This is a genomic window from Psychrobacter sp. N25K4-3-2 (assembly GCF_015351755.1).
GTDB lineage: Bacteria > Pseudomonadota > Gammaproteobacteria > Pseudomonadales > Moraxellaceae > Psychrobacter > Psychrobacter glaciei.
Genome location: NZ_JADKLX010000035.1, coordinates 1 through 555 on the forward strand (window position 1 = coordinate 1; position 555 = coordinate 555).

Consider the following 555-nt stretch of genomic DNA (forward strand, 5'->3'; position numbering starts at 1 on the left):
GCATACGCTTTAAAAATAATACACGACCAAAAAAGCCAGCAACATGCTGGCTTTTAAGTCACTGCAAATAAATTAGCGAGGTAAGCTTGGGAATGACACTTCGGCCATATCGCGCATACAACGAACTACTTGGCAGCTGTAACCAAACTCATTGTCGTACCATACATATAAAACAATACGGTTATCTTCAACAATCGTTGCTTGTGAATCAACAACACCTGCGTAACGGCTACCGACTAAATCGGTAGAAACAATTTCCGTTGATGCTGTGTAATCAATTTGGTCACGTAAGTCTGAATGAAGTGCAGTATCGCGTAAAAATGCGTTTAGCTCTTCAACTGATGTGCTTGTTGCTAAGTTAAGGTTCAAAATAGCTAGCGACACATTAGGTGTAGGTACGCGGATTGCGTTACCTGTTAATTTGCCTTCAAGCTCTGGTAATGCTTTTGAAACCGCTTTTGCAGCCCCTGTCTCAGTAATTACCATGTTAAGTGCTGCGGCACGGCCACGGCGCTCTGCTTTGTGGTAGTTATCAATAAGGTTTTGATCGTTCGT

1 pseudogene is annotated in these 555 nt (G+C 42.5%); it reads right to left on the reverse strand.

Annotated elements, in window-relative coordinates:
- Positions 1 to 72: 72 nt before the first annotated feature.
- Positions 73 to 555 (reverse strand): annotated as a pseudogene (locus tag IOD06_RS13500) (glyceraldehyde-3-phosphate dehydrogenase); the annotation flags it as partial.